The organism is Sphingomonas sp. Ag1 (genome assembly GCF_000980895.1).
Taxonomy (GTDB): domain Bacteria; phylum Pseudomonadota; class Alphaproteobacteria; order Sphingomonadales; family Sphingomonadaceae; genus Sphingomonas; species Sphingomonas panaciterrae.
The window spans coordinates 84,588-107,385 of the sequence record NZ_LAZX01000093.1; the positions used below are offsets into that span (position 1 = coordinate 84,588).

Here is a 22,798-nt window from a genome sequence, read left to right on the forward strand (position 1 = left end):
ATCAGGTGGGACAGCGTGAGGTTTGATGGCTCCCGGAGTTGAGGCGCTGACGGAAAAGGAGAAGGAGACGCTTCGCCTGCTCCTCGTCGGGCACGACGCCAAGTCGATGGCGCGGCACTTCGATCTATCGGTCCATACGATCAACGAGCGGTTGCGCGACGCACGCCGAAAGCTCGCCGTCTCCAGCAGCAAGGAAGCCGCACGGCTGCTCCGCGAGGCGGAAGGCACGACCCCCGAAATCCTCGGGGACACCGGATTACGGGGTGCGCAGCCCGGCCACGATCAACACCATGAGCCTCTATCCCCACCAACGCCGCGATCGTCGCGAGCGACTGGCTGGGCGATCGGAGGAGTTGCCATGATCACCATCGCCGCTGCCCTGCTGGCCTTGACCAGTCCCATCACCCAGCCCGCCGACCAATCCCCGTCAGCCGCCACCGTGCCCCTGACCGAAAGCGAGGGCGCGAAGGCCGCACGGGAATGGCTGGAGCTTGGTGACGCTGCCAACTGGCGGGACAGCTATGCCGCCACCGCCCAGTCCTTCCGCACCGCCAGCACACTCGAAAACTGGCAATCCGCCGCGCAGAAGGTGCGCCTGCCGCTCGGCAAGGTCGTGTCCCGCACCTTGATCAGCGATATCGACACGCCCGCGCCGCCCAATGGCAATCGCACCGTCCAGTTCCGCACCGATTTCGCCAACAGGAAAGGCGCCATCGAAACGGTTGCGCTCAATCGCGAAGGCGGGACCTGGAAGGTCGCCGGCATCTACGTCGAATAAGACGCCAGCTGTCTGCCGATCGGAGGTGCAGAAGGGCCGCTGCCCGCGCCGCGGCCCCGCGCCATCCTCAATAATGATACCGGCACTGCGCGATCTCCAGCGTCTGCGCGTCGCCACTGCCGCTCACCCGGTACACCAGCCGATGTTCGCGATTGATCCGGCGGGACCACCAGCCGGTCAGGTTCCCGCCGAGCGGCTCGGGCTTCCCGGTGCCGCGAAACGCGTCACGCTGGCATTCCTTGATCAGCACATTGACGCGTCCCAGCCCCCGCCGATCGTCGCCGTTTCAGCAGATACATCAAATCTCGCAGAATGGCTCGACCGTCGCAGGCGGGGTCACTTGCCTCACCGATAAACCTCCCGGCGATGCGCCACCCGCACGACGAGGATCGTCACCCGCTCATCCTCGATCTGCGCGATCACGCGATAGTCACCGACCCGCCACCGCCAGTAGCCCGCGTGCTCCCCAACCAATGCGCTGCCGATCGTGCGGGGATCGTCGGCGGCCGCGATCCGCTCTTCCAGCGTTTTGACAATCCGCCGGGCGGCCTGCCGGTCGAGCGCCTTGAGTTCCTTTGCCGCGGCCGGAACGAACTCAATCGTCCAGGCCAAGCTCGGCCTTCAGCGCAGCGAGCGGAATCGCGTCGGCAGAACGGAAATCCTTCATCCGCTCCTCGGCGAGGTAGAAATCCTCGAGGTCATCCAGGTGCGCCTCGATCGCCTCGCGCGCATAGAAGGTCTTGGTTCGGCCAGTCCGCCGCGCCAGCGCTTCGAGCCGCCGTTCAGTTTCGTCGGGCAATCGTACTGCCAGCATCTGAGCCTCCTGCTATACCAATATAGCAACACGCCGCCCAAGGCTCAACGACCCGCCGCCGCCCGCCCCCCTAACAAGGGGACTGCGCACCCGCCTTTCCCTGCTACACCCCCCGGCATGGCTCCCGAATCCCCGCTCGCGCATCTTGCCGACACGCCCGCCACGCCGGATCAGACCGCGCCGCAGGGGATCACCCATCCACCCTATGCCTTTATCGCGCTTGCGGCGCTGGCGGGGGCGGTGCTGATCGTCGCGCTGCTCGGCGGGACGATCGCGCGCGGCACGCAGTTCGATTTCGACCATGCGATCATGCTCGCGCTGCGTACCGCGGGCGACCAGTCAATTCCGATCGGCCCGTCGTGGCTGCAGGGGTCGATGATCGACATCACGGCGCTGGGCGGCGGCACGGTGCTGACGTTGCTTGTAGCGCTCACCATCGGCTTGCTCCTCGCCTGCCGCCATTTCCTCACCGCCGCGCTCGTCCTGGGCGGCACCATCTCGGGCTCGCTCGCCATCTCGCTCGGTAAGGCAGTGGTCGGGCGCGACCGGCCGGCGCTGGTCGATCATCTGGTGGAGGTCGCCTCCGCCAGCTTCCCCAGCGGCCATGCCGGGAACAGCGCGATCGTCTATTTCACCATTGCGCTGATGGTGATGCAGATCGTCTCGCGCCCTGCCGCGCGCTGGTACATCTTTGGCGCCGCGATCCTGCTCGTCGGCCTGATCGGGTTCAGCCGCGTCTATCTGGGGGTGCACTGGCCCAGCGACGTGCTGGCCGGATGGAGCGCGGGCGCGCTGTGGGCGCTCGCCTGGTGGGCGCTGGGTTCCTGGCTGCGGCTGCGCCCCCACGCCTGACGCCGTTCCCGGCGTATAGCGCGTGCGCCGATCGTCTCCGCTGTCCTACAGGCGCCGCCCCGTGGCAGGAGCTTGTGCGGAACACAAGGAGAACATTGCCGATGCGGATGCTGGAGGAGCGCGGGATCGCGCCGGACGGGCGGCTGTTGGCGCGGCGCCGCGGCGGGCGAAGCGTCACCGTCAATGTCGCCGAATCGCCGCTGTCCTGGCTCAGCGCGCGCGGCCTCGTCGATGCGCGGCAGGTGGAGGCGGGGGAGCGGTTGCGCACTGATTATGAGCGGGCTGCGATCGCGCCATCGGTCACCATGCGCTGGTCCGCGCGCGTCGATGGCGGGGCAGGGACGGGCCTCGATCCGACCAGCGCGCATCTCGCCGCGCGCGGGCGGTTCGATGCGGCGATGGCCGGCGTCGGACGCGGCCTCTCCGACGTGCTGTGGCGGGTGGTGTGCGCAGGCGAGGGGCTGCCGGTCGCCGAAAAGGCGCTCGGCTGGCCGGCGCGCTCGGGCCGGCTGGTGTTCACCATGGCGCTCGATCGCCTCGCCGATCATTATCGGCTGCCATAGTCGCAGCGCCCGGCACCTGCGGTGTGTCCCCCGCCGCTGCTTGCGTACCGGAAGCAGGCGGCCGATATGCCGCCGCCATGCGCTTCGACATCATCAAATGCCACGGCTCGGGTAACGATTTCGCGTTGATCGACGCGCGTGGCTTGGACCTCCCCGACACCGCCTGGGCGGATGTCGCCCGTGCGCTCGCCGATCGCGCGGGGCCGGTCGGCGGCGACGGTATCCTCCTGCTGACCGACGGCGCCGGCGCGGCTGCCTTCGGCATGCGGATCTTCAACGCTGACGGGTCGGAGCCCGAAACCTGCCTCAACGGCCTGCGCTGCGTCGCGCGTGCGGGGCTGGAAGCGCTTGGGCTGGATACGGCGACCGTCCGTCTGAAGACCAGCGAGGCCGAGGTCGCGCGCGACGCCGATCTGGCGCCCGGCGTCTATACCGTGCGCGAAACCGCCGGCCCCGCGACGCTCGCCGTGGCGGATTGGCCGCTTCATGGCGAGGGGGAACAGATCATCGACCGCCCGATCGCGCGCCTGTCCCCGACGCTCGCGTTCACCGCGGTCGCCATCCCCAATCCGCACCTCATCGCCTTCGTCGACGAGGTGGACGAGGCGGAGCTGGTCCGTATCGGCGCGATCTGCGAGGCCGCGCCCGACTGGCTCCCCAACCGCGCGAACGTGTCATTCGTTCACATGCGCAATGATCGAGAAGTTTACGTCCGCACCTTCGAACGCGGCGTCGGCCTCACCAACGCCTGCGGCAGCGCGATGGGCGCGTCGATCTTCGTCGCGGGGCTGACCGGGCGGCTGCCGTTCGACCAGCCGATCACCGTGCGCAACCGCGGCGGGCTGGTCCGCGCCTCCGCCTCGGCGGACGGCATGGTCACGCTCAGCGGCAATGCGACCTTCGAATGGTCGGGGTCGGTGACGGTAGAGGACGGCCGCGCACGCGACCTGATCGTCACGGAGCGCCGGGCGGACGAGATCGACGCCTGGGCGCGCATCTGATCCCGCCGCCGCCCCGCGGGCGGCAGCGGGAGCGATGATGGGTTAAGCGCCGGCGGCCTTCAGCGCCTGCTCGACCTGCGGCCAGGACGCGCCGTCGATCTTCTCGCCGTTCAGGAAGAAGGTGGGCGTGCCGGTGACCTGCTTGTCACGCATGGCGACTTCGGAAACCTTGGCCAGATCCTCGATCCCCTTGGTGTCGGCTAGGCACTGGCGCGCCTGCGCCTCGGTCAGCCCGCGCTGCTTCACGAAATCGAGATAGCCGAGATGCTCGACCCAGGCCGCTGCCTGCTGCGCCGGCGTCATGCTCTGCAGGCGCTGCTGGAAGTCCTGCGGCACGCTTTCCAGCTTGGACAGGAACTGGTCCTGGTCGACGAACATCTGCTCCAGCATGCCGAAGAACGGTGCCGGGCCGGCGCACTGGCCGAGCAGCGCGACGCCAAGGTCCGGCGCATGGACCAGGAAGTCGCGGAACTCGTACGAAACCTTGCCGCTCTTGATGTAATTGTCTTCCAGCGGGCGCGTCGCGGTCCGGCCGAAATTGCCGCAGGTGGGGCAGGTGCGCGAACCATATTCGACCAGCTTCAGCGGCGCGTTGGGATTGCCCATCACATAGCCGCCGTCCGCCGTCTTCGACACCGTCTGGGTCCAGTCCTGCCCGGCCGGCGCCGGCGCGGCGGCGATCGAATTGGGCGCTGCGGTGTTGGTGGTGTTGCCGTCGCCACAAGCAGCGAGCAGCGCCAGCATGGCGCCCATGATCGGCGCGGTGGCGGCAAGACGCAGGTTCATGCTTTTACTCCGTTGAACAGATGGTTCGGGTGTCGGGCGTCACTTGGCGCCCGCTTTGCGCAGCATCGGTTCGAGCGCCGCCCAATCGGCGTTCTCGATCAGCTTGCCGTTCAGTTCAAAGGTCGGCGTGCCCTTGATCTTGCCCTGCATCGCCTGCGCCACCTTCAGCGTGGCGTTGACGTTCGCCTCGTTGCTGAAACAGGCGTTGATCGCAGGATCGGTCATGCCGGCCGCCTTGGCGATGTCGATCAGCCCGGCGCCCTTGGCCAGCGTGCGCATCTTTTCGCCCTGGTTGTTGCCAGCCGGATTCTGCCCACCGACCGGATCGAAGGCGACGGCCTTGTTCAGCCATTCCTCCTGCCGGTCGAACAGCATCTCGTGCATCTTGGGGAACAGCCGGGGGCCGGAACAGCGCGCCAGCGTCGCGGCGACCAGATCGTAGCGATCATGCACCGAACTGCGGATCTCCACGCTGGTGGAGCCCGACGCGATCATCTGCCCCTTCAGCACCTTGGCCGAATCGCGGGTGAAATGGCCGCAATGCGGGCAGGTGTAGCTGACATATTCGACCAGCTTCACCTTCGCGGCGGGATTGCCGATGACATAGCTTCCCTGCGGTGCAGGGGTGGCGACATCGGCCCAGGGGCGCTGCGTAGCGGCAGACAGGGGCGCCGTGACGGCGATGGCGGCGAGCAGGGCAAGCTTCTTCATCTGATGCTGGGCAATCCACTGGTGGCGCCGATCCCGGCGGCAAGCGCCTCCAGTACGGCCTTCAATTCAGGATCTTCGATCGTCTTCAGGCTGTTGCCCAGTTCCGCCGGCACCGGCCGCGGTTCGGGCACCGCGCGCGGCTTCGGCCGGGCGGCCACGTCGCCCTGGCGGATCGCGACCTTGGCAACGGCGGGATAGCCGAAGAATAGGTTCACCCGCTCCATGATCTCGGGGGTCACGTGCTGGATCATCACCGCATGGGCGCTGCGCGCCACCAGCGTCAGTGTGCCGTCCTGCTTCTTGCCGACGGGGAATTTGATCGATTCGGGGGCGCTTGCCGCGGCCAGCTTCTCGCCGACGATTTCCGGCCACCGCGTGACGATCGACGACTGGACGAAGCCGAAGCGACGGAACGCCGCGCCGCCGACGGCGGGCAGCAGTTCGGAAACCTGGCGCGAACGGTTGGATCGTGCCGGTTCGGCTTCGGAGGCGCGGACCCGCTTGCTCATCCCGCGTCCCATGCCATAGCCGGTACGTGGACGCCAAGCGCTCGATCGCCGACAAGTTGCTCGATTGGTACGATCGTCATCGCCGCACGCTGCCGTGGCGCGCGGCGCCGGGCGAGCGGCCCGACCCTTATCGCGTGTGGCTGTCCGAAGTGATGCTGCAGCAGACGACGGTGGCGACGGTGCGTCCGCGATTCGAGGCGTGGGTGGCGCGCTGGCCCGACGCGGCGAGCTTGGCCGCGGCCGACGAGGCGGAGGTGATGGCCGCCTGGGCAGGGCTCGGCTATTATGCCCGCGCCCGCAACCTGGTACGTGCGGCCCGCGCGATCGCGACCGATCATGGCGGCGCGCTGCCCGATACCGAGGAGGCGCTGCGCGCGCTGCCGGGGCTGGGCGATTATACCGCGGCGGCGGTGGCGGCGATCGCCTTTGGCCGCCGCGCGGTCGTGGTGGACGCCAATGTCGAACGGGTGGTGGCGCGGCTGTTCCGGGCAGCCGGGAAGCCCGCCGTGCGCGCCGCGGCGGATACGGTGACGCCTGACAGGCGCGCGGGCGATTTCGCGCAGGCCATGATGGACCTCGGCTCGGCAATCTGCACCCCCACGCGCCCGAAGTGCCTGCTCTGCCCGCTGGCGAGGGATTGCGCCGCGCATGCCGCGGGCGAGGAAGAAGCGTACCCGGTGAAGCCGGCGAAGAAGCCGCGACCGGCGCGGTTCGGCACGATCTTCTGGCTGGAGCGCGAGCAGGCCGACGGCGCACGCGAGGTACTGCTGGTCCGCCGCCCGGCCAAGGGCCTGCTCGGCGGCATGCGCGCGCTGCCGACCGGGCCGTGGGAGGACAGCCAGCCCGGGCTCAGCGGTGCGCCCGTAGCGGCCGACTGGCTGATGCTGAACCAAAGTGTCGCCCATGGATTCACCCACTTCACATTGGAACTCGCGCTTGCCGTCGCGCGGCTGGACGCGCATTCAGCGTCGGCCGATGGCGAATGGTGGCCGGTGGATGAACTCGCCGGCGCTGGATTGCCGACGGTGTTCGCCAAAGCGGCGGCGGCGATAGGGAGGGAATGATGAGGGGCAAGTGGCTGTTCGGTACAGTGGCGGCAGTGGCGCTGGCGGCGGGAGTCGGCTCCGCCCGGCAAGCCCAGCCTGCCCCGCAGCCCAGCCCGCAACCCGCACCCGCAACCGGCGCACAGCGCGGCAATCCGCTGCTGACCGAAACGCAGGCGCTGTTCGATGGCCTGGTCCAATCGAACAAGATGCCCGGCATCGTCGGCGCGTTCGGCATTGGTGATTTCCCCACGCAGTTCGTCTCAGCCGGGAAGATCGCGGACGGCGCCAATGCGCCCGCCGCCGGCCCGGACAGCCTGTGGCGCATCTATTCGATGACCAAGCCGATCACCGGCATCGCGGCGATGCTGCTGGTGGAGGACGGCAAGATCAGCCTCGACGATCCGGTCAGCAAATACATTCCCGGCTTTGCCAACATGCGGGTGCTGACCAGCCCCGACACGTCGCTGGACAGCGTGCCGGCAAAGAACCCGATCCTGATCCGCAACCTCCTCACCCACACGGCGGGCCTCGGCTACAACATCTCGGCCAAGGGGCCACTGCTGAAGGAATATGAGCGGCTGGGCATCCTGCCGGCGCAGGTGAACACGCAGCTGGAGGCAAAGGCACGCACGACGCGCCCCGCCACGCTGGCGGAGTTCGCGAACCGCGTCGCCAGCACGCCGCTGATCGCGGAGCCCGGCACCAAATGGGTCTATTCGATCGGCCTCGACGTGATGGGCGCGGTGATCGAGAAGGCGAGCGGCATGCCGTTCGACCGGTTCGTCCAGACACGGCTGCTCGATCCGCTGGGCATGACATCGACCTATTGGAGCGTGCCGGCGAGCGAGGCCGGGCGGCTGTCGACCAATTACGTGTTCGTGGGCGACAATCGCACCCCGATCGACCCGGGAGCGACCTCCGTCTACCTCCAGCCGCCGAGCTTCCCTTATGGTGGCGCAGGCCTCGTCTCGAGCGCGCGCGACTACGACCGGTTCCTCCACATGCTGAGCAACGGCGGGACGCTGGACGGCAAGCAGGTGATGAAGCCGGAGACGGCGGCGCTGGCGATGTCCAACCTGTTGCCGCCGGGCGTTGCCTTTGGTGGCATCGGCGGCGGCACTGGCGGCGCGATGTCAGCCAAGATGGGGTTCGGCGCGGGCGGATCGGTCTATCTGGAGGATGCCCCCAACGGTGGACCGTCGAAGGGCACGTACGGCTGGGGCGGCGCGGCGGGGACGATCGCCTGGGTTGATCCCGCGCGAAAGATGCGCGGCACGGTGATGGTGCAATATTTTCCGGCCGAGAAATGGGGCCTGCGGCAGAGCATCCCTGCGGCGCTTGCCCGCGACACGATGCGGATGCGCGCGAAGTGAGCGGGGCACAGGCAATGCCGGGCTTTACCGGCGGCACGCTGAGCCGAGTCGCCGACCATCGCAACGACGCCGAGGCATTCGCCGCCGCGATGGGCGACTGGCGCGCGCGGCTGCTGAAGCTCGATGGTTACGACCCGGAGATCACCGAGGATGGCCGCCTCGGCTGGACGATGGTGACCGAGGCGCCCGACGACGCCCATATCGTGCTTCTCGGCTTCGACGAGGGACGGCCGCGCTTCGCCGCCGCGCCCGAAGGGGTGCCAGCGCCACCGCTCCGCTCGCCCGCGCTGTTCCGGGCGCTGGACCAGCTGGAGGCGGGTGAGGCGGCGACCTATGCCATGGCGCGTTCGGTGCTCGACTGGAACGCGCGGCATCGCTTCTGCGCGAACTGCGGCACACTGACCGAATCCTTCCGCGCCGGCTGGGGGCGCAAGTGCGGCAATTGCGCGACCGAGCATTTCCCGCGCGTAGACCCGGTGGTGATCATGATCGCCGAACATGACGGCCGGGCGCTGCTGGGCCGCCAGCCGAGCTGGCCGGCAGGGCGCTATTCGGCGCTGGCGGGCTTTCTCGAACCGGGCGAATCGATCGAGGAAGCGGTCGCGCGCGAGATTCAGGAGGAGGCCGGCGTCAGCGTCTCCGGCGTGCGCTATGTCGCCAGCCAGCCCTGGCCCTTCCCCTCACAGCTGATGATCGCCTGCATCGGGATCGCCGACGATGACGCGATCACGCTGGACGACAATGAGCTGGAAACAGCGGGATGGTTCACCCGTGACGAGGTGCGCGCCGCGCTTGCCGGCGACGGACCGTTCGTGGCGCCGCCGAACTACGCCATCGCCCATACGCTGCTGACCCGCTGGGCAGCGTAGGGATGATGCCCGGCCATCACCCCGGGGCTGGCCCGGGATGATGGCAGGAACGGCGCCGTTATTCCGCGGCGCCCAGCTGCTGCAGCACGAACGCGCCCCATTCGGCGTTCTGGCGATAGCGTTCGAAGCGGCCGGACTTGCCGCCGTGGCCCGCCTCCATGTTGACGCGGAACAGCAACGGATTGCTGTCGGTCTTCTTCTCGCGCAGGCGGGCGACCCATTTGGCCGGCTCGTAATATTGCACCTGGCTGTCCCACAGGCCGGTGCCGACGTACATCGACGGATAATTCTTCGCCGCCATCTGATCATAGGGCGAATAGCTCAGCATATAATCGTAATATTGCTTCTGCGCCGGATTGCCCCATTCGTCATATTCGAAGGTGGTGAGCGGGATCGAGGCGTCGAGCATCGTCGTCACCACGTCGACGAACGGCACCTGAGCGACGATCACCTTGTAATCCTCGGGCGCCATGTTCGCGACCGCGCCCATCAGCAGGCCGCCGGCCGAACCACCCATCGCCGCGACACGGTCCTTGGCGGCATATTTCTGCGCGACGAGATGGCGCGTCACGTCGATGAAGTCGGTGAAGCTGTTCTTTTTCTTCAGCAGATGGCCGTCGTCATACCATTGGCGGCCCATTTCCTGCCCGCCGCGGATGTGCGCGATGGCATAGACGACACCGCGATCGAGCAGGCCGATGCGGCCCGGATCGACCGACGGATCGGTCGAGGATCCGTAGCTGCCATAGGCATATTGGAAGAGCGGGGCGGTGCCGTCGCGCTTCACGCCCTTCTTGTACACCAGGCTGACCGGGATCTTGGTGCCGTCCCGCGCCGTCGCCCAGACCCGCTCGGTGACATAATTGGCCGGATCATAGCCGGGAACGGGCGCTACCTTCAGCACGCGGCGCTCGCCCGTCTTCGCATTCACCTCATAGGTGGTCGTCGGTGTGACGAGCGATCCGTAGGTGTAGCGCACCCACGGCGTGTCCGGCTCCTCATTGACGTCCAGCGTCATGCGATAGGCTGGTTCGTCCGCCTTGACCGGGATGGACGTGCCCGCGGCATCGAGCAGGCGGATCATGCGGTTCCCGCCCTCGCGCTGGTCGATCGCGATGAAGCCGGCGAACGGCTTGAAATCCTCGATGAAGACGGTGTCGCTGGCCGGCGTCAGCGCCTTCCACGCCGCCGTTCCGCCGGCGACCGCATCGTCCGCCACCGTCATCAGCGTATAATTTTTGTGATTGAGGTTGGTGCGGATGATCCAGCGGCCGTCCATGTGATCGGCCGAATAGCGCAGATCGCGTTTGCGCGGCGCGATCGTCTGGAAGCTGGCCGGCGCGGTCGCAGCGGGCGCGCAACGCTGCTCGTTGCTGACGGTCGACTGGACGAAGACGCAGATGAAGCGATCGTCCGTGGTGCGGCCGATGCCCATCTGGAACGTGTCGTCCTTCTCCTCATAGAGCAGTCTGTCCTGCGCCACCGGCGTGCCCAGAACGTGCGCCATCACCTTGTAGCCGCGCAGCGTGGTCGGATCCTTGGCGACATACAGGATCGTGCGATTGTCACCGGCCCAGACGATGTTGGGCTCCGCGTTGGTGATCGTGTCGCTGAGCAATTGCCCGGTGGCGAGGTCCTTCACCTTCAGCGTGTACTGACGGCGGCCGACGGTATCTTCGGCATAGGCGACCAGGCGATTGTCCGGGCTGACCTGCCAGTCGCTCAGCGCGAAGAAGCTGCGGTCCTTCGCCATCGCCGGCTGGTCGAACAGGATCTCGGCCGGCGCCGTCTTCTCGCCCTTGCGGCGCTCGATGATCGGGTAATTGGCACCGGTCTCGAACCGCGTCTGATACCAATAGCCGTTCTTGCGATAGGGGACGCTGCTGTCGTCCTGTTTGATGTGGCTGACCGTCTCCTGGTACAACCGGTCCTGCAGCGGCTTCAGCGACGCGAGCGCGGCATCGGTGTAGCCGTTTTCCGCGTTCAGATAGGCGAGCATTTCCGGGTTCTTCCGGGTGTCGTCGCGCAGCCAGTAATATTCGTCGGTCCGCGTGCCATTGGGCGAGGTGACCTGATGCGGCTTCTTCGCCGGCCGCGGCGGGGCCGGCATCTGCGCAGCGGCGCTGGCCGCCACAGTGAAGGCCACGCCAGCAAGCAACATCTTCCGCATCATCAACCCCCACGCCATGTCGTTGCTTGTGATACGACAGGCGCGGCAGGACGCAAGCCGCCCGGCTCAGCCGCGCTTGCGCGCCTGCCGATAGGTGCCCAGCACGCGCATCCATTTGGTGTGGAAGCCCAGTTCCTCCATCGCGCGGTCGAAGTTCAGGTCACCGGGCTTCCCTTCCACATCGGCGTAGAAATCCGACGCGGCAAAGGTCCCGCCGCGCTGGTAGCTTTCCAGCTTGGTCATGTTGACGCCGTTGGTGGCAAAGCCGCCCAGCGCCTTGTAGAGCGCGGCAGGCACGTTCTTCACCTCGAAGATGAACGTCGTCATCCACGGCCCGTCGCCGACCGGCGGCTTGCCGCCACGCGCCAGCACCACGAAACGGGTCATGTTGTGATCCGCGTCGGCAATGTCGGTGGCGAGGAGGTTCAGCCCGTAGATGTCGGCGGCCGCGGGCGGGGCGAGCGCGGCGATCGACGGCACGTTGCGCTCCGCCACCTCGGCGGCGGCGCCCGCCGTATCCGGATAGGCCACGGGGCGGATATCATGCGCCTTCAGCCAGTGGCGGCATTGCCCCAGCGCCTGCGGATGGCTCATCGCCTCGCGCACATCGGCCCGCTCGCCCACCCCCATCAGCGCGTGGCGAATCGGCAGGAAATGCTCGCCAGTGATGACCAGCCCGGATTCGGGCAGCAGGAAGTGGATGTCCGCGACGCGCCCGTGCAGCGAATTCTCGATCGGGATCATCGCGCGATCGGCGATCCCGCGCTTCACCGCGTCGATCGCATCCTCGAACGAAAAGCACGGCAGCGGCAGCGCGTCGGGAAAGGCTTCGCGCACCGCGACATGGCTGTTTGCGCCCGGAGCTCCCTGAAAAGCCACCGTTCGTTCGGGCGCGTTTTCGGCGGCCGCGATCATGCTGGCGACGATCGGACGGGCTGGCGCTGCGAAGTTTTCCATCGTTCTGACCGCTAAGCGACGATCTTGTTCGTCTCAAGCGCTTGCCGTTCGCCAAGGGCTTTTCTATGGACGCACGACTTTGGAGGGGTGACCTTAGACAATGGATGATCGCACCAACACGATTGCAGGCTGGGTTCTTGCTGCCTGTGGCGCCGCGCTGGGGCTGTCGATCGCCGGTGGCATGATCTTCCATTCGGGCGAAGTGGAGAAGCAGGGCTACCCGATCGAAGCAGCCGAGGAGGCTGGCGGCGGCGGCGCGGCCGAGGTTCCGATTGCGACCCTGCTGGCGAGCGCGGATGCCGCCAAGGGCGCCGACGTTTTCAAGAAGTGCGCTGCCTGCCACACCATCAATCAGGGTGGCGCCAACGGCATCGGGCCGAACCTGTACGCCATCATGGGCGATCCGGTCGCGCATGGCCGCGGCGGCTTTGCCTTCACCGATGCGCTGAAGAAGGTCGGCGGCAATTGGGATTTCGACAAGATGAACGCGTGGCTCACCAGCCCGCGTAAGTTCGCGCCGGGCACCAAGATGACCTTTGCCGGCCTGTCGAACCCGCAGGATCGCGCCAATCTGATCCTGTACATGAACCAGCAGGGCTCGAACCTGCCGCTGCCGGCAGCACCGGCGGCGGGTGAGGCACCGGCCACCGACGGCGGCAATGCGGTCGAGGGCGCTGCGCCGGAAGCGGCCAATGCGGTCGACGCGGTCGCCACCGACGTGCGCGGCGAAACCGGTGACATCGCCAATGCCGCGACGCCGGCAAGCGGCGCGCCGTCGGTCGATCCGGCTGCGCAGAAGCAGACCGGCCGATAAGGGAAGGGCCGGCGTGCAGGTCGCGCCGGACACCCCCGCCGGGCGGCATAGCGAAATGCCCGCCCGCCCGGCCCCCATGTGGCGCGCCTTGACGTCGGCGCGCCGGAACGTGCCCAATCTTGGGACCGTCCGTGGCGACGGGCCATGGCGGTCCGGGTCGCCCCTCTCTAGGCTGGCGCGATGAACCATCGCCTGTGCCCCTCCATCCTGCGGGAATATGACATCCGGGGCACGGTCGGCCGCAATCTCGGCGCCGACGATGCAGCCGCGATCGGCCGGGCGTTCGGAACGATCGTCGCCCAGCGCGGCGGCACCCGCATCGCGGTCGGGCGCGACGGCCGATTGTCCTCCCCCATGCTCGAGGAGGCCCTGGTCCGTGGCCTGACGCAAAGCGGCATCCATGTGCTGCGCATCGGCATCGGCCCGTCACCGATGCTCTATCATGCAGAGCGTCACGCCGCGGTCGACGGCGGCATTCAGGTGACGGGCAGCCACAATCCCGGCGACGACAATGGTTTCAAGATGGTCCTCGGCCATCGCCCCTTTTTCGGCCGCGATATCGAGGCGCTGGCGCTTCTGTCGGCGGAGGGTGACTTGGCGAGCGGCAGCGGCACGGTCGATGAGGCCGACGTGCTGGACGATTATGTCGCGATCCTGCTGGCCCGCGGCCGCGACCTGCCGTCGTTCCGCATCGGCTGGGACGCGGGCAATGGCGCGGCCGGGCCGGCGATCGAGCGGCTGACGGCGGCACTGCCGGGCGAGCATCATCTGCTGTTCACCGCCGTCGATGGCCGCTTCCCCCATCATCATCCCGACCCGACGGAGGAGGAAAACCTCGCCGCCCTGCGCGCGCTGGTGGCGGACAAGGGCCTCGACGTCGGCCTCGCCTTTGATGGCGACGGTGATCGCATCGGCGTGGTGGACGGGCACGGGCGGGTGATCGCGGGCGACCAATTGCTGTCGATCCTGGCGGAATCGGTACTGCGCACCGCGCCCGGCGCGCCGATCGTCGCCGATGTAAAGGCCAGTGCGACGGTGTTCGACCGGATTGCCGAACTCGGTGGCCGGCCGGTGATGTGGAAAAGCGGCCACAGCAACATCAAGACCATGATGCATGAGGTCGGCGCCCCGCTCGCCGGGGAGATGAGCGGGCATATCTTCTTCGCCGAACTGGGCGGGCATGACGATGCGCTCTACGCGGCAGTCGCGCTGATCGGCGCCGTCGCCGAAAGCGGCGTGTCGCTCAGTGCGATGCGCGATGCCTTGCCCGATCTTGTCTCCACCCCGGAACTGCGCTTCCCGGTGGCGGAGGATCGCCGCGAGGCGGTCGTCGAGGAGGTACTTGCCCGGCTCGCCGCCGCAGGCGCGCAGGTCGACCGCACCGATGGCGCACGCGTGACGACGCCGGACGGATGGTGGCTGCTGCGTGCCTCCAACACCCAGGCGATGCTGACCGCGCGGGCCGAGGCACGCGACGAGGAGGCGCTCGGCCGACTGATCGCGGCGATCGACGCGCAACTGGCGCAAAGCGGCGTGTCGCGCGCCTGAGTTCAGCCCCGCACCGCCTCACAGCGTGACGCCGCAGGGCGCGCCGCCCGGCCCGGCGTCGGCGCGGCTGACACGCAGGTGATGACAGGAACCCTCGCAATCTCCACATGGGGTCCATGCGTCAGCAACCCAGCATCATTCGCGTCATCGACCTGGAGACCACCGGCAACGCCCCACCCACCCATGGCGTGTGCGAGATCGGCTGGCAGGATGTCGCGCTGGGCGCCGACGGCCGCTGGGAATTGTACGGGGAGGGCGGCAGCCGGCTGGTCAATCCGGGCCGCTCGATGCCCCCGATCACCCAGGCGATCCACCATATCCGTGACGAGGATGTCGCCGACGCGCCCTGGTGGCACGATGTCGCGCGCGCGGTGCTTGATCCCTATCCCCGGCGCGTCGCGCTGGCGGCGCACCGGGCGGATTTCGAACAGCAATTCTGCACCCCGGCGATGACTCACGGCGCACAATGGATCTGCACCTGGAAATGCGCGCTGCGTCTGTGGCCCGACAGCCCCAGTTTCTCCAACCAGGTGCTGCGCTATTGGCGCAAGCCCGACGGGCTGGAGCATGAACGCGGGCTGCCGGCGCACCGTGCCTTTCCCGACGCCTATGTCACCGCCCATCATCTGCGCGATCAGCTGAACGAGGCGAGCGTTGCCCAGCTGATCGAATGGTCGAGCATCCCCGCGCTCCTGCCGCGCGTTCGCTTCGGTGCCGATCGCGGCAAGCCGTGGAACGAGATCGAGGAGGAAAGCCTCGTGAAGTTCCTCACCGATCGCGATCCCGATGTCCGCTTCACCGCGGAAACCGAACTGGCGCGGCGCCGGGGCGGCGGGATGGTCGGTCGGATGAGCGCGCAGGACCTCCTTCTTTGATCCATCATAGGGCAGCGGCTCTGGTGTTCCTGGCGGCACGTCCCTAGACGCATCAACGATGGTAGCGGAAAAGGGGCAAGGCTTCGCCGTTGGCGAAGGGCGGATCGGACGCGTGCTCATCGCCTTCATGGCGGTGGGCTTCGTTGCGCTGATCGCCGCGGGCATTGCCGCCGCCTGGATGACGCGCGAATTCTCCCGGCACAGCGCGGCCGTGTCGCACACCTATGAGGTGGAACTGGCGATCGCTGACATGCGGCGGCTGATCGAGCAGGGGGAAACCACCCGTCGCGGCTATATCCTGGCGCCCGAGACCCCCGGCTTCCTGCAGGCCTATCGCGAGGCTGCCAATGCGCTGCCGAGATCCGCGAAGCGGCTGCGCCAGTTGACCTATGACAATCCCAAACAGCAGGCGAACATCACGCGCCTGGAAGGCGAGTTGTCGCAGCTGCTCGATCTGCGCGCACGCTCGGTCGATCTGGTCGCCAATGGCGAGGTCGCGCAGGCGAACGCGGAATTCCGCGAGGAGATGGGCGCGGCACGGCTGCGCGAAATCCGCGACATCTTCGACACCATGTCGAAGGAGGAACGCGTCCTGCTGATTGAGCGCGATCGCCAGCAGGAACGCGGCATCAACCTGTTCTACTCGGTGCTCACCGTCGCCGGGTTGCTGTTGCTCGCCGTGGCAATCGCCTCGCTGCTGGTCGTCGTCCGCTATACCAGTGATCTGACGCAGTCGCGCGAACAGCTTCAGCAGCTGAACGAAAGCCTGGAGGCGATCGTGGTCGATCGCACGGCGGACCTTTCGCGCGCGAACGACGAGATTCAGCGGTTCGCCTATATCGTCAGCCACGACCTGCGCTCGCCGTTGGTCAACGTCATGGGCTTCACCTCGGAGCTGGAGGCGGCCACCACTGCGCTGGGCGCGTTGGTCGACAGCGTGGAGGCCGAGGCGCCCGAGCTTCTGACCGAGGACGCAAGGCTCGCCGCGCGCGAGGATCTGCCGGAATCGATCAACTTCATCCGCACCTCGACGCAGAAGATGGATCGCCTGATCAATGCGATCCTCGCGCTGTCGCGTCAGGGGCGCCGCGTTCTCGCGCCCGAGCCGCTCGATCTGACGCGGCTGGTGGACAGCATCCGCGATTCGATGGCGCACAAGCTGGATGAAACCGGTGCGACGCTGACGATCCGCGGCACCTTGCCCAGCATCGTCTGCGACCGGGTGGCGGTGGAGCAGATCCTGTCCAACCTGATCGAAAACGCCGTGAAGTACCGCAGCCCCGATCGACCCGTTGAGGTCGACGTCAGCGGCGGGACGGTTGGCGACCGGATCTGGATCGAGGTCGCGGACAATGGCCGCGGCATCGACCCGCGCGACCATGAACGCGTGTTCGATCTCTTCCGGCGCTCCGGCACCCAGGATCAGCCCGGCGAGGGCATTGGTCTGGCACATGTCCGCGCCCTGGCCTATCGCCTGGGCGGCACGATCACCTTGCGGTCCGCGCTTGGCGAAGGGGCCACCTTCCGCGTATCGCTTCCAAAGACGCTGACCCTGCAGGAAAAACCATGAACGCACATCAATCCGTCAGCATCGTGATGATCGAGGACGATGAGGGTCACGCCCGGCTGATCGAAAAGAACATCCGTCGTGCCGGCATCCTCAATGACATCAAGCATTTCCTCGATGGCACGTCGGCGCTCGACTATCTGTTCAACTCGCCCGAGGGGCCGATGCGGAACGGCCCGGCGCTGGTGCTGCTCGATCTCAACCTGCCCGACATGAGCGGGACGGACATCCTGGCGAAGATCAAGGGCTCCGACGGCCCGGTGAAGCGCACGCCGGTGGTGGTGCTGACCACCACGGACGACAGCCGCGAGATCCAGCGCTGCTACGACCTGGGCGCGAACGTCTATATCACCAAGCCGGTGAACTATGAGAGCTTCGCGCAGGCGATCCGTCAGCTCGGCCTGTTCCTGTCGGTGATCCAGGTTCCCGACGTCGCCGACTGATGAACCGGATTCTCTACATCGACGATGACGAGGGCATTCGGCGGCTGGCGTCGCGTGCCCTTGCGCGTCGTGGATGGGACGTGACGACCGCCGATGGCGGCGAGCTCGGCGTCCGGCTGGCGGCCGAGCAGAAGTTCAATCTCGTCGCCGTCGATCACTACATGCCCGGCATCGACGGGCTGGAAACGCTCGCCCGTCTGCGCGAGCTGCCCGACCCGCCCAGCGTCGTCTATGTGACCGGCTCGGAGGAACAGCGCGTTGCCGTCGCCGCGCTGCGCGCCGGCGCGTCGGAATATGTCGTGAAGTCGGTCGGCGACGATTTCTTCGATCTGCTCGACGCGTCGTTCAAGGCGGTGGTCGCCCGCGCGCAGCTCGAACGGCAGAAGGCGGCGGCCGAAGAGGAGCTGCGCCTGTCCAATCGCCGGCTCGAGGCGTTGCTGGCCGAGGTCAATCACCGCGTGGCCAATTCTCTCCAGCTGGTCTCCGCCATGGTCCGGTTGCAGGCCGGCGCGCTCTCCGATCCGGCCGCCCGCGCGGCCCTCGAAGACACGCAGCGGCGAATCAGCGCGATCGCCCAGGTCCACCGACGCCTCTATACCGGCGGCGATGTCGAGCATGTCGACATGCGCGAATATCTCGGCGCGCTGGTCGACGAACTGGGCCAGACCTGGTCAACCGCGGAACAGCCGCGCGCGCTGCGCCTCGTCGCTGATCCGATCCAGCTGCCCACCGATCGCGCGGTATCGCTCGGTGTGATCGTGACCGAATTGGTCAGCAACGCCTGCAAATATGCCTATCCCAGCGGCAGCGGCGAGGTGCGCGTGGCGCTCCATCGTGACGGCGACGACGTATTTCTGCTGGCGGTGGAGGATGACGGCGTCGGCATGTCGGGCGGGATTTCGCCGGGCGGCACGGGCGTTGGCACCAAGCTGATCCGCGCGATGGCGCAGAGCCTGCAGACGACGGTGGAATATGACGTCGCCCATCGCGGCACCCGCGCCGTCCTTCGCGCGGCGCTCGCCTGATCGTACATTGGATTGCGGCTGTCGCGGGGTGACGGGGGCTAGGGCTTTTCTCTAAAGGGCGGCGCATCAGCAAAGGAGCGCTCCATGAAGACCCGTGCCGCCGTCGCGTTCGAGGCGAAGAAACCGCTGGAGATCGTCGAGCTCGATCTCGAAGGGCCCAAGGCCGGCGAAGTCCTGGTCGAGATCATGGCGACCGGCATCTGCCATACCGACGCCTATACACTGGACGGCCTGGACAGTGAGGGCATCTTCCCCTCGATCCTCGGCCACGAGGGCTGCGGCATCGTGCGCGAGGTCGGCCCCGGCGTCACCAGCGTCGCGCCCGACGATCACGTCATCCCGCTGTACACGCCGGAATGCCGCCAGTGTAAGTCGTGCCTCAGCCAGAAGACCAACCTGTGCACCGCGATCCGCGCAACGCAGGGCAAGGGGCTGATGCCCGACGGTACCAGCCGCTTCAGCTACAAGGGCCAGCAGATCTTCCATTACATGGGGTGCTCGACCTTCTCGAACTTCACCGTCCTGCCGGAAATTGCGGTCGCCAAGATCCGTCCCGATGCGCCGTTCGACACCAGCTGCTACATCGGTTGCGGCGTCACTACCGGCGTTGGCGCGGTGGTGAACACCGCGAAGGTGGAGCCGGGCGCGACGGTGATCGTATTCGGCCTGGGCGGCATCGGCCTCAACGTGATCCAGGGTGCGAAATTCGCTGGCGCCGCGCGTATCGTCGGCGTCGACATCAACCCCGATCGTGAGGAATGGGGCCGCAAGTTCGGCATGACCGACTTCGTGAACCCGAAGGACGTCGGCGATATCGTCCAGCACCTGATCGCCATGACCGATGGTGGCGGCGACTATACGTTCGACTGCACCGGCAACACGGTGGTGATGCGCCAGGCGCTGGAGGCGGCGCACCGCGGCTGGGGCGAATCGATCATCATCGGCGTCGCCGAGGCCGGTAAGGAGATCGCGACGCGGCCGTTCCAGCTTGTCACCGGACGCGTCTGGAAGGGCACGGCATTCGGCGGCGCACGCGGCCGTACCGACGTGCCGAAGATCGTCGACTGGTATATGAATGGCCTGATCGAGATCGATCCGATGATCACGCACCGCCTGACGCTGGACGAGATCAACAAGGGCTTCGACCTGATGCATGCGGGCGAGAGCATCCGCAGCGTCGTGGTTTACTGAGCCGGGATGACGCTGGCGCCGGCGCGGACTATGGGGTTCGTGCCGGCGCATGACCGGCGTTCTAGGGGAGAGGGTGAATGTACAGCCACATGATGGTGGGATCGAACGACATTGATCGGTCGAAAAAATTCTATGACGCGCTGTTCGGCGCGGTCGGCGGCAAGCCGGCGATGCAGGACGACAAGGGCCGCCTGATCTACATGCACAATGGCGGCCTGTTCCTGGTCACCAAGCCGATCGATGGGCAGCCCGCGACGCACGCCAATGGCGGCACGATCGGGTTCGCGATGGAATCGCCGGAGCAGGCGAACGCATGGCACCAGGCGGGTGTCGAAAATGGTGGCACCGCGATCGAGGACGCACCCGGCGTTCGCGAGGGTGGCTTTGCCAACCTCTACCTTGCCTATCTGCGCGATCCGGACGGCAACAAGCTGTGTGCGATGCACCGCATGGCGGGATAATCGCTACTTCCCTCTCCCCGCGCCGCGGGGAGAGGGAGGGCAGCTGATCAGGGCCGCATCGTACGGGCGTTCAGCGTGGTGGTGCGGACCAGCGTGCGATCGGTCGCGTCGCGTGCGATCGCCACGCGATAGGTGCCGGCAGCGATGCGCCAGCCCGGCAACTTGGTGTCATAATCGGCCACCACGCGCGGCTCCGCCGTCAGGGTGACTCGACGCATCTCACCAGGCTTCAGCTCGACCCGCTGGAACGCGGCGAGGCGCATCGGCCCCGCACCTTCGCGCGCGACGTACAGTTGCGGCACGTCGGCGCCGGCGTGCTTGCCGGTGTTCACGACGTCGACGGTCACGCGCAACGTGTCACCACCGCTGACCACCGGGTTGCGATAGGCAAAGCTGGTGTAGCTGAGCCCGTGTCCGAACGGGAAGAGCGGCTTCAATCCCTTCTTCTCGTACCAGCGGTAGCCGACGTCTGCGCCTTCCTGATAATCGACCGGGAAGCTCTTTGGCGCCGGCACCGGCGTCGCTGCTGAATTGGCCGCGGCGGCAAGCTCCGCCGCATTGAACATGTCGAGGCCCACCGGCGCGGGCCGCGGCGGCTGGCCGATCGAGTCCGGGAAGGTGATGGGCAGGCGCCCGGACGGGTTAACGGCTCCCGTCAGGATGGCAGCAATCGCCTCGCCGCCGCGCTGGCCCGGGTACCAGGCCTCGACGACGGCGGGCACCTTGTCGATCCACGGCATCAGCACCGGGCCGCCTGTTTCGAGCACCACCACCGTGTTCGGGTTCGCGTCGGCAACGGTGGCGATCAGCGCGTCCTGATTGTCGGGCAGCTTGATGTTGGGCACGTCCTCCGCCTCGGTTGTCCATTGGGTGGCGAACACGATGGCGAGGTCGGCCTGCTTTGCCGCAGCAATGTTGGCATTGTGGTTACGGCCGTCGAGGAACGAGATCTGCGCCCCCGGCAGCGCCTTGCGCAGCGCCGCCAGCGGTGAGGACGCATGGTAGGTGATGCGGACGAACGACGAAGCAGGTCCTTCGGATAGCGGGATTTCGATCGGTGCACCGCCGACGGAGCGCACCTGACTGGACCCCCCGCCCGACAGGACGCCGAGATCAGCCGCCCCGCCGATGACGACGATTTTCTTCGCAGTCCGGGCAATCGGCAGGACGTCGCGGTCGTTCTTCAGCAGGACGATCCCCGCCTCGGCAGTGCGCTGCGCCACGTCCGCGTTGCGGCTGTACGGCGGCGTCTGTGCGGTCGCAGGCATCGGTGCATCATAGGTGCCGGTTTCGATCAGGCCGGTCAGGTACCGGACGACCATGTCGTCGACGCGCGCCTGCGACACGGCGTTCTCCTGCACCGCTTCCTTCAGCGGCTCCCCGAAGAAGATCGCCTTGTCGAGTTCCTGGCCCGATTGCTGGTCGAGGCCGGCGTTGGCCGCCTTCACGGTCGAGTGTACGCCGCCCCAGTCGCTCATCACCCAGCCACGATAGCCCCAGTCCTGCTTCAGCACCTTGTTGAGCAGGAAGTCGTTCTCGCACGCCCAGTCGCCATTGACCTTGTTATAGGCGCACATGACGGAGCCCGGCTTGCCCTGTTCGATGGCGATCTGGAAGGCGAGGAGGTCGCTCATGCGCAGCGGGGCCTCCGCGATCCGCGCGTCGAGGATCATGCGCCCGGTTTCCTGCGAGTTGAGCGCGAAATGCTTCACCGTCGACACGATCTTGTTCGACTGGACGCCAGCAATATGCGCGCCGCCCAGCAGGCCCGACACGAGGGGGTCCTCACCGAGATATTCGAAGTTCCGGCCGCTCCACGGATCGCGCGTCAAATTGACGCCACCGGCGAGAAGGACGTTGAACCGCTTCGCCCGCGCCTCGGCGCCGATCATCGCGCCGCCCGCCCGCGCAATATCGGTTGAAAAGCTGGCGGCGGTGGCGAGTGCGGAGGGAAGGGCGGTGGCGACATCGCCCTTGCGCTGTTCGACCTGATTGGCGACGCCGAGCGACGCATCGCTTCCACGAACCAGCGGCACGCCGAGGCGCGGAATGCCATCGATATGGCCGGCTGACGGGATCAGTTCGTTGGTGGTCTTGCCCCCGGCCATCGGCGGGAACAGGCTGTGCAGCAGCTGGATCTTCTCATCGAGCGTCATGCGATCAACGATCGACTGCGCTCGCTGCCGCGCATCGGCAGTGCTCGTGGATCGCGCACTGCCCGCCCTGGGCGTTCCGCTCTGCGCGGCAAGCGGCTGAAGAGCCAGCATCACGATAGCGGAGGCGCCGAGCCAAGTACGCTTGTTCCTGAACATGTCGATATCCCCCTGATGCTGTCCGGAAAGGCCCATTGTGGCACGCCAACAACACAATTTGGGAACGTTCACAAGTTTCGGCCGCGACTTCTTGACACCGCATGGAGCGCGGTAGAAGTGAACGTTCACAGTC

General features: G+C 67.1%; 23 protein-coding genes and 1 pseudogene. 15 read left to right on the plus strand and 9 right to left on the minus strand.

What is annotated here, in order from left to right; translation table 11 throughout:
- Positions 1 to 25 precede the first annotated feature (25 nt).
- Positions 26 to 778 (plus strand): helix-turn-helix domain-containing protein, encoded by a 753-nt coding sequence (locus tag XM50_RS12180; protein ID WP_046409815.1) that lies wholly within the window; start codon positions 26 to 28, stop codon positions 776 to 778.
- 67 nt (positions 779 to 845) lie between these two features.
- Here XM50_RS12180 and XM50_RS12185 read toward each other — a convergent pair.
- From XM50_RS12185 to relB, 3 genes and pseudogenes are all read right to left on the minus strand, one after another.
- Positions 846 to 1,046 (minus strand): annotated as a pseudogene (locus tag XM50_RS12185) (Txe/YoeB family addiction module toxin); the annotation flags it as partial.
- 77 nt (positions 1,047 to 1,123) lie between these two features.
- Positions 1,124 to 1,390 (minus strand): type II toxin-antitoxin system RelE family toxin, encoded by a 267-nt coding sequence (locus XM50_RS12190; RefSeq protein WP_046409817.1) that lies wholly within the window; start codon positions 1,388 to 1,390, stop codon positions 1,124 to 1,126.
- A complete protein-coding gene (relB, locus tag XM50_RS12195; RefSeq protein WP_046409818.1) occupies positions 1,374 to 1,592 on the minus strand; it encodes a type II toxin-antitoxin system RelB family antitoxin in 219 nt (72 codons plus the stop codon). Before relB ends, XM50_RS12190 begins: the two co-directional genes overlap by 17 nt.
- A 117-nt stretch (positions 1,593 to 1,709) precedes the next feature.
- Here relB and XM50_RS12200 point away from each other — a divergent pair, with 117 nt between their 5' ends.
- From XM50_RS12200 to dapF, 3 genes are all read left to right on the plus strand, one after another.
- Positions 1,710 to 2,444, plus strand: a complete 735-nt coding sequence (locus XM50_RS12200) for a phosphatase PAP2 family protein (RefSeq protein WP_082103033.1) — start codon at positions 1,710 to 1,712, stop codon at positions 2,442 to 2,444.
- A gap of 101 nt (positions 2,445 to 2,545) precedes the next feature.
- The gene (locus XM50_RS12205; protein WP_046409821.1) at positions 2,546 to 3,007 is read left to right on the plus strand and encodes a DUF6456 domain-containing protein; all 462 of its coding nucleotides are present in this window, start codon (positions 2,546 to 2,548) and stop codon (positions 3,005 to 3,007) included.
- Between the two features lie 77 nt (positions 3,008 to 3,084).
- Positions 3,085 to 4,008 carry a diaminopimelate epimerase gene (gene dapF / locus XM50_RS12210; protein ID WP_046409823.1) on the plus strand — a complete coding sequence of 308 codons (924 nt, stop codon included), beginning with the start codon at positions 3,085 to 3,087 and terminating at the stop codon, positions 4,006 to 4,008.
- Positions 4,009 to 4,050: 42 nt separating this feature from the next.
- Here the strand turns inward: dapF and XM50_RS12215 are convergent, their stop codons facing one another.
- From XM50_RS12215 to XM50_RS12225, 3 genes are read right to left on the minus strand one after another with little or no spacing between them, the layout of a single operon-like run.
- Positions 4,051 to 4,794: a thioredoxin domain-containing protein gene (locus XM50_RS12215; RefSeq protein WP_046409825.1), complete on the minus strand. Its 744-nt coding sequence runs from the start codon at positions 4,792 to 4,794 to the stop codon at positions 4,051 to 4,053.
- Positions 4,795 to 4,833: 39 nt separating this feature from the next.
- Positions 4,834 to 5,505 (minus strand): DsbA family protein, encoded by a 672-nt coding sequence (locus XM50_RS12220; protein ID WP_046409827.1) that lies wholly within the window; start codon positions 5,503 to 5,505, stop codon positions 4,834 to 4,836.
- On the minus strand, positions 5,502 to 6,014 hold the full coding sequence (locus XM50_RS12225) for a DUF721 domain-containing protein (protein WP_231621964.1): 513 nt from the start codon (positions 6,012 to 6,014) through the stop codon (positions 5,502 to 5,504). The genes XM50_RS12220 and XM50_RS12225 overlap by 4 nt, the downstream gene beginning before the upstream one ends.
- Positions 6,015 to 6,040: 26 nt before the next feature.
- Here XM50_RS12225 and XM50_RS12230 point away from each other — a divergent pair, with 26 nt between their 5' ends.
- The 3 genes from XM50_RS12230 to nudC are packed head-to-tail and all read left to right on the plus strand — an operon-like array spanning position 6,041 to position 9,302.
- Entirely contained in the window at positions 6,041 to 7,078 is a 1,038-nt protein-coding gene (locus XM50_RS12230) for an A/G-specific adenine glycosylase (protein ID WP_046409830.1), read from the plus strand.
- The gene (locus XM50_RS12235) at positions 7,078 to 8,433 is read left to right on the plus strand and encodes a serine hydrolase domain-containing protein (protein WP_046409832.1); all 1,356 of its coding nucleotides are present in this window, start codon (positions 7,078 to 7,080) and stop codon (positions 8,431 to 8,433) included. The genes XM50_RS12230 and XM50_RS12235 overlap by 1 nt, the downstream gene beginning before the upstream one ends.
- Before the next feature lie 14 nt (positions 8,434 to 8,447).
- Complete coding sequence (gene nudC / locus XM50_RS12240; protein ID WP_046409833.1) at positions 8,448 to 9,302, plus strand: NAD(+) diphosphatase; 855 nt, start codon at positions 8,448 to 8,450, stop codon at positions 9,300 to 9,302.
- A 58-nt stretch (positions 9,303 to 9,360) separates the two neighbouring features.
- Here nudC and XM50_RS12245 read toward each other — a convergent pair whose 3' ends face one another.
- Positions 9,361 to 11,472, minus strand: coding sequence for a S9 family peptidase (locus XM50_RS12245; RefSeq protein WP_082103052.1), 2,112 nt, complete (start codon positions 11,470 to 11,472; stop codon positions 9,361 to 9,363).
- Positions 11,473 to 11,538: 66 nt separating this feature from the next.
- Positions 11,539 to 12,429 carry a prephenate dehydratase gene (locus XM50_RS12250; RefSeq protein ID WP_046409837.1) on the minus strand — a complete coding sequence of 297 codons (891 nt, stop codon included), beginning with the start codon at positions 12,427 to 12,429 and terminating at the stop codon, positions 11,539 to 11,541.
- 100 nt (positions 12,430 to 12,529) lie between these two features.
- Here XM50_RS12250 and XM50_RS12255 point away from each other — a divergent pair, with 100 nt between their 5' ends.
- The 8 genes from XM50_RS12255 (at position 12,530) to XM50_RS12290 (ending at position 20,353) form a co-directional block, all read left to right on the plus strand.
- Positions 12,530 to 13,243 carry a c-type cytochrome gene (locus tag XM50_RS12255; RefSeq protein WP_046409839.1) on the plus strand — a complete coding sequence of 238 codons (714 nt, stop codon included), beginning with the start codon at positions 12,530 to 12,532 and terminating at the stop codon, positions 13,241 to 13,243.
- A gap of 180 nt (positions 13,244 to 13,423) precedes the next feature.
- Entirely contained in the window at positions 13,424 to 14,791 is a 1,368-nt protein-coding gene (gene pgmG / locus XM50_RS12260) for a phosphoglucomutase/phosphomannomutase PgmG (protein WP_046409841.1), read from the plus strand.
- Positions 14,792 to 14,907: 116 nt separating this feature from the next.
- On the plus strand, positions 14,908 to 15,666 hold the full coding sequence (locus XM50_RS12265) for an exonuclease domain-containing protein (RefSeq protein WP_046409843.1): 759 nt from the start codon (positions 14,908 to 14,910) through the stop codon (positions 15,664 to 15,666).
- A 58-nt stretch (positions 15,667 to 15,724) separates the two neighbouring features.
- Entirely contained in the window at positions 15,725 to 17,236 is a 1,512-nt protein-coding gene (locus tag XM50_RS12270; protein ID WP_046409844.1) for a sensor histidine kinase, read from the plus strand.
- The gene (locus XM50_RS12275) at positions 17,233 to 17,676 is read left to right on the plus strand and encodes a response regulator (RefSeq protein ID WP_046409846.1); all 444 of its coding nucleotides are present in this window, start codon (positions 17,233 to 17,235) and stop codon (positions 17,674 to 17,676) included. The genes XM50_RS12270 and XM50_RS12275 overlap by 4 nt, the downstream gene beginning before the upstream one ends.
- Complete coding sequence (locus tag XM50_RS12280) at positions 17,676 to 18,701, plus strand: sensor histidine kinase (protein ID WP_046409848.1); 1,026 nt, start codon at positions 17,676 to 17,678, stop codon at positions 18,699 to 18,701. The genes XM50_RS12275 and XM50_RS12280 overlap by 1 nt, the downstream gene beginning before the upstream one ends.
- Positions 18,702 to 18,785: 84 nt before the next feature.
- Entirely contained in the window at positions 18,786 to 19,892 is a 1,107-nt protein-coding gene (locus XM50_RS12285; RefSeq protein ID WP_046409850.1) for an S-(hydroxymethyl)glutathione dehydrogenase/class III alcohol dehydrogenase, read from the plus strand.
- Positions 19,893 to 19,969: 77 nt separating this feature from the next.
- Entirely contained in the window at positions 19,970 to 20,353 is a 384-nt protein-coding gene (locus XM50_RS12290) for a VOC family protein (RefSeq protein ID WP_046409852.1), read from the plus strand.
- Between the two features lie 47 nt (positions 20,354 to 20,400).
- Here the strand turns inward: XM50_RS12290 and XM50_RS12295 are convergent, their stop codons facing one another.
- Positions 20,401 to 22,665: a beta-glucosidase gene (locus XM50_RS12295; RefSeq protein ID WP_046410012.1), complete on the minus strand. Its 2,265-nt coding sequence runs from the start codon at positions 22,663 to 22,665 to the stop codon at positions 20,401 to 20,403.
- Positions 22,666 to 22,798 lie beyond the last annotated feature (133 nt).

Coding starts and splice junctions, on each gene's coding strand:
- XM50_RS12200 (WP_082103033.1), top strand. CDS start 1,710: ATGGCTCCCGAATCCCCGCTCGCGCATCTTGCCGACACGCCCGCCACG.
- XM50_RS12250 (WP_046409837.1), bottom strand. CDS start 12,429: ATGGAAAACTTCGCAGCGCCAGCCCGTCCGATCGTCGCCAGCATGATC.
- dapF (WP_046409823.1), top strand. CDS start 3,085: ATGCGCTTCGACATCATCAAATGCCACGGCTCGGGTAACGATTTCGCG.
- XM50_RS12295 (WP_046410012.1), bottom strand. CDS start 22,665: ATGTTCAGGAACAAGCGTACTTGGCTCGGCGCCTCCGCTATCGTGATG.
- XM50_RS12265 (WP_046409843.1), top strand. CDS start 14,908: ATGCGTCAGCAACCCAGCATCATTCGCGTCATCGACCTGGAGACCACC.
- XM50_RS12225 (WP_231621964.1), bottom strand. CDS start 6,014: ATGAGCAAGCGGGTCCGCGCCTCCGAAGCCGAACCGGCACGATCCAAC.
- XM50_RS12180 (WP_046409815.1), top strand. CDS start 26: ATGGCTCCCGGAGTTGAGGCGCTGACGGAAAAGGAGAAGGAGACGCTT.
- pgmG (WP_046409841.1), top strand. CDS start 13,424: ATGAACCATCGCCTGTGCCCCTCCATCCTGCGGGAATATGACATCCGG.
- XM50_RS12270 (WP_046409844.1), top strand. CDS start 15,725: ATGGTAGCGGAAAAGGGGCAAGGCTTCGCCGTTGGCGAAGGGCGGATC.
- XM50_RS12220 (WP_046409827.1), bottom strand. CDS start 5,505: ATGAAGAAGCTTGCCCTGCTCGCCGCCATCGCCGTCACGGCGCCCCTG.
- XM50_RS12215 (WP_046409825.1), bottom strand. CDS start 4,794: ATGAACCTGCGTCTTGCCGCCACCGCGCCGATCATGGGCGCCATGCTG.
- XM50_RS12290 (WP_046409852.1), top strand. CDS start 19,970: ATGTACAGCCACATGATGGTGGGATCGAACGACATTGATCGGTCGAAA.
- XM50_RS12280 (WP_046409848.1), top strand. CDS start 17,676: ATGAACCGGATTCTCTACATCGACGATGACGAGGGCATTCGGCGGCTG.
- XM50_RS12205 (WP_046409821.1), top strand. CDS start 2,546: ATGCGGATGCTGGAGGAGCGCGGGATCGCGCCGGACGGGCGGCTGTTG.
- XM50_RS12245 (WP_082103052.1), bottom strand. CDS start 11,472: ATGCGGAAGATGTTGCTTGCTGGCGTGGCCTTCACTGTGGCGGCCAGC.
- relB (WP_046409818.1), bottom strand. CDS start 1,592: ATGCTGGCAGTACGATTGCCCGACGAAACTGAACGGCGGCTCGAAGCG.
- XM50_RS12275 (WP_046409846.1), top strand. CDS start 17,233: ATGAACGCACATCAATCCGTCAGCATCGTGATGATCGAGGACGATGAG.
- XM50_RS12235 (WP_046409832.1), top strand. CDS start 7,078: ATGAGGGGCAAGTGGCTGTTCGGTACAGTGGCGGCAGTGGCGCTGGCG.
- XM50_RS12285 (WP_046409850.1), top strand. CDS start 18,786: ATGAAGACCCGTGCCGCCGTCGCGTTCGAGGCGAAGAAACCGCTGGAG.
- XM50_RS12255 (WP_046409839.1), top strand. CDS start 12,530: ATGGATGATCGCACCAACACGATTGCAGGCTGGGTTCTTGCTGCCTGT.
- nudC (WP_046409833.1), top strand. CDS start 8,448: ATGCCGGGCTTTACCGGCGGCACGCTGAGCCGAGTCGCCGACCATCGC.